This is a genomic window from Wolbachia endosymbiont of Nasonia giraulti (assembly GCF_048054155.1).
Taxonomy (GTDB): Bacteria; Pseudomonadota; Alphaproteobacteria; order Rickettsiales; family Anaplasmataceae; genus Wolbachia; species Wolbachia pipientis_C.
On sequence record NZ_JAFEVH010000075.1, the window covers coordinates 1 to 4,398 of the forward strand.

The 4,398-nt window shown below is 34.1% G+C and carries 3 protein-coding genes and 1 tRNA gene; 3 read left to right on the forward strand and 1 reads right to left on the reverse strand.

Translation table 11 applies throughout. The features are described 5' to 3' along the window. Positions 1–457: 457 nt before the first annotated feature. Positions 458–1,888, reverse strand: coding sequence for a metalloprotease TldD (tldD, locus tag JR312_RS06125; protein WP_264330878.1), 1,431 nt, complete (start codon positions 1,886–1,888; stop codon positions 458–460). Positions 1,889–1,950: 62 nt separating this feature from the next. On the opposite strand from tldD, the gene JR312_RS06130 reads away from it, so the two are divergent. The 3 genes from JR312_RS06130 (at position 1,951) to JR312_RS06140 (ending at position 4,352) form a co-directional block, all read left to right on the forward strand. Further along, positions 1,951–2,035, forward strand: a tRNA-Leu gene (locus tag JR312_RS06130). Between the two features lie 61 nt (positions 2,036–2,096). After that, on the forward strand, positions 2,097–2,570 hold the full coding sequence (locus JR312_RS06135; RefSeq protein ID WP_264330879.1) for a hypothetical protein: 474 nt from the start codon (positions 2,097–2,099) through the stop codon (positions 2,568–2,570). An 831-nt stretch (positions 2,571–3,401) separates the two neighbouring features. Then, complete coding sequence (locus JR312_RS06140) at positions 3,402–4,352, forward strand: molecular chaperone DnaJ (protein ID WP_416647968.1); 951 nt, start codon at positions 3,402–3,404, stop codon at positions 4,350–4,352. Positions 4,353–4,398: the final 46 nt, after the last annotated feature.

The following is a 4,398-nucleotide window of genomic DNA, read 5'->3' on the forward strand; positions in this document are numbered from 1 at the left end:
AAAGGTAGAGCAAAAGTGGATTACTGCTTTGCCTAATTGGGCTTTAACTATGTCTCAACTTGATATCTTTTTTCCTGGTAGGTTAAAAATTGAGTTGAATTGAAAATGCGGTTTGACACACTTTTTTGAACGTTCCCCAATCCACATAAAAGAGCCAGGTATTCCTAACACCACTAAACTCACAAATTCATTTGCTAGAGTTTATAAGTTCTTGTTTATAATAATTTTATTATATCGTAAAACCATCTATATCGGCCTATTTAAACAGTATTTTACTTTCCTTAAGGATTTTTTAAAGACCACCTATTGAATTCTATGATATTATTTTTTGTGAGATTGTTATACACGTTATGGCAAGGAAGGCAGAGAAATTTGTTAAGTAGTTTTTGCATCTATATGAGCTACTTGAATAATGGTTACAATATTTGTACAATTGTACAGCATGAGCTGAGTTCGCTTAGCCCTTATCTACATATTCAGTTCCACCAACAGTTATTGCATCGACCTTGAGTGTTGGCTGACCAACTCCAACAGGCACATTTTGTCCGTCTTTTGAGCACGTGCCAACACCAGGATCTAACTTTAGATCATTACCAATCATTGATACTTTTTTTAGCACTGTTGGCCCATCACCAATTAGCGTTGCTCCTTTGACTGGTTGTGTAATTTTACCATTTTTTATTAGGTAAGCTTCCGAAGATGAGAAAACAAATTTTCCTGATGTTATATCAACTTGTCCACCACCAAAATTTACTGCATATAGGCCTCTCTTTACACTGGATATTATTTCTTCTGGTGTATATTTTCCTGGCAACATATAGGTGTTTGTCATGCGTGGCATAGTAACTTCTTTGTAACTTTCTCTTCTACCATTACCAGTTGGATTTACACCCATAAGTTTAGCGTTCATATGATCTTGCATATATCCTTTTAGAATTCCATCTTCTATAAGCACATTATAGCCAGGTAAAGTACCCTCATCGTCTATGCTAATAGAACCACGCAAATTAGGTAGAGTTCCATCATCAATTACAGTAATGTTACTGGCTGCCACTTGTTTACCCATAGAATTTGAAAATGCCGAGATTCCTTTACGGTTAAAATCACCTTCAAGTCCATGACCTACAGCTTCATGCAATAATATTCCTGGCCAACCTGAACCTAAAACAACTGTCATCTCTCCAGCCGGAGCTGGAATTGCCTCAAGATTTACTAGCGCTTGCTCTAACGCTTGGTTTGCAACTTCTTTCCACTTCTTCTCAGAAACAAATTTACTATAAGAGTCTCTTCCGCCGTGCCCTGCAGAACCTCTCTCAGCTCGGCCATTTTTCTCTACGATGACTAGTACATTAAAACGTACCAAAGGCCTAATATCGCTTAACCTGTGATCATCTTTTATTATTTGTACAACTTGCCATTCTCCATTTAGAGTTATTTTTACCTGCTTCACGCAATTATTCTTCGACCTTACATACTCATTAACCTCATTAAGTAGTTTAATCTTTGAGCTCAGGTCCATTTCATTTATGGGATTAATCGTTGAATACAGGCTTTTTGCCTCCTCATTTAAGTTTACTGAATTCGTTTTGCTTAAAGATGCTGAACTTTTTACCATGGAAGCAGCTTTACTAATTTCTTTTTCGCTAATCTCAGAAGAGCAAACAAAAGACGTACTATCTTCACAAAAAGACCTTAGACCAAATCCTCTTCTGATATTTAAATCCATATGTTTTAATATATTATCATCAAAAACTAGGGATTCTGATTGGCAAAACTCTAAAAATAGCTCACCACCATCACTATTGCTCAAAGCGTTGTTGACTATTTTATATACATTATTAATATTAACATTGTTCTGAGCAAAAAATATTTGATCTAGATTTGGCATTACCTTTAAGTTAAAAACTATTTGAGTATATTATTTTATTTTAACATAGTAAATCACAAAAAGCCCGGGTGGCGGAATTGGTAGACGCGCTAGTTTCAGGTGCTAGTAACTTTTCAAGTTGTGGAAGTTCAAGTCTTCTCCCGGGCACTCTGTATTGATTTTCAAGTCAATTAATGTTATGATATAATATGTATTTACTGTTAAGTTTATGAGTTATGAGAAAGAGGGGCTTATTTACAGAAAAAAAATACGAACTTATTCAAAACGCTTAGTTACTGCACTATCTATTGCTTCTTTGAGTGGGTACATAGCAGCATTAGCCCTAAATATTTCTTCCTTAAGCTTGTATTTTACTATTGTCAGCACTATGCTAAGTGCACTTTCGCTTGCTTTAAATATATGGTCATTAACTGATCATTTTAGGCAGTGTGGCCTTAATAAGCAACTCGATACCTCTTGGCAAGAGAAATTAATGAAGATCTGCCTCGACATTGCATCTAACGTTTCATTTTTAATAGGAGGAATTACATCTATATTACCTCTTGAATTTCCTATTATCCCCTTTATTTCCGTTGCTTTTTTTATTCTAGGTTGTACCTTTATGGCAACCAATTTCATTCGAACTATGATTAGTCAGCCGCAAATAGATGAAACCAAAACCTCAAAGTTAGTGATCATTTGAACATTCAATCTGCAATAGCTGCCTAATTATTACATGTTAATAACTTAGCTTATTTAACTTGACAAATTACGCCATCCCCCTTACTATGATAGCAAGAGTATTTACCCTTGTTTTTAATCTCCGCGGATTTAACAGCAAAATTCAGTAAAAAACTCAAATATTTATTGGCAAATTACATAAAAATTATAGCGGCTGCATGTCTTTTTTATTTTTTCTACATTCAGCCAAATCGCGCTTAAAACAAGCGTTAGCACATTATTACAACGCCAATTTAAATTATTATAGGGTCAAAACTCGCTATACGGGGGTTCTTTTGTCTTTTTTTTATTTAGTAAATTTCTTAATATTTGTAGCTAAAGTAATTTAAAAGAGCCAGTGTGGGACACACAACCGCACTAACGTTTATTTTTGAAGGTACTATTTATATAGTAGATGGTCACTGGAATCCAGCTTTTTCATAATCATCAAAACATTGATTACTTTTATACTCGTAAATTTAACTAGATCCCAGTGTCTAGCACTGGGATGACAGCATTATAAAGGAATCAATGTCAGATACTTGAATGACATCACTATAAAGTAGATTCCTGTGCTGAAATAGAGGCTACTTAAATGACAAGATAGATAGAACTGGCATGAATTGGATTTGAGTAACTCAAATGACCAATGAAAACTGTAACCCTAAACATTGAAGCACTATTATGCACTAAATGATAACTTTCATACACTTGTCATGGTTGTCGTGAAAGAAATAATTCGTACAATAAGCATGAATGAAAGAATTTACATATTATAAAGTATTAATAGTTAGTTAATTTATTGGGTGGAGATATGGGATATAAGTTAAGAAAAAGAGAATATAATTATAATGAAAGTTTGTTTAAAGAGATAGGTATTCAAGTACAAGAAGTAGAAGGTCGTAACTTCTTAGAAATATCTAATATAATAGCAAAAAATTATAAAAGGTTATCAAGAAAGTGTCACCCAGATAAACCAGGAGGTAGCGATGAAAAAATGCAGGCCCTTAACAGAAATAAAGCAGCACTTTTGCAATATATTAAACCACTAAGTGGAAAGAATCAGGGATTAATCATTACTGAGGAATGGAAAAGGTGTTTACAGTCAATTCAGCAAGGTCAGAATGATAAGCGTACAAAGTATTATGTTGTTTTTAGTTTGGTAAGATTCCTACTGTCCGTCTCGTCATTAGTGTCGTATATTTACTTGGGGTTTAAGCTATATAAGGCTGCTAATTTTACTGACGCACCTGGCATTTTGTTTAGTGCGAGCCTAATAACATTAGTTACAACTTTTTTCTTATCTGTTTATTTGATAGCTTCTGTAGTTAAAGAAGCTGTGGATTTGCAAAATTCTCAACGGGAACAAGGTGAAAATTTAGATCAAGAAGAGAGACGGGAAGAAATATTAAAAAGTAAAAGATTTAAATATTTCATTTTTACTTCCCAATGTTCGAGTTATCTCCCTCCTATTTTATTAATAGCAGGTTTGGTGTTACAGTACCAATCTAGTTGCGTAGACAGTAAAATACTCATTGGATTTGCTATAGTACTAGGTTGTACTTTATTATTACAATTAGCAAGTGAGATCTACGAGAGAAAAGTTGTAAATCTTGTAAAAACTGAAGGAAGAGGTGATGAACAAAATGTACCTATAGGAGCATTAACCGAAAAGGGGAACGTTCAAAAAAGTGTGTCAAACCGCATTTTCAATTCAACTCAATTTTTAACCTACCAGGAAAAAAGATATCAAGTTGAGACATAGTTAAAGCCCAATTAGGCAAAGCAGTAATCCACTTTTGCTCTACCTT

Excerpts from the sequence above, each read along its gene's own strand:
- tldD (WP_264330878.1), bottom strand. The coding sequence starts at position 1,888 with ATGCCAAATCTAGATCAAATATTTTTTGCTCAGAACAATGTTAATATT.
- JR312_RS06135 (WP_264330879.1), top strand. The coding sequence starts at position 2,097 with ATGAGTTATGAGAAAGAGGGGCTTATTTACAGAAAAAAAATACGAACT.
- JR312_RS06140 (WP_416647968.1), top strand. The coding sequence starts at position 3,402 with ATGGGATATAAGTTAAGAAAAAGAGAATATAATTATAATGAAAGTTTG.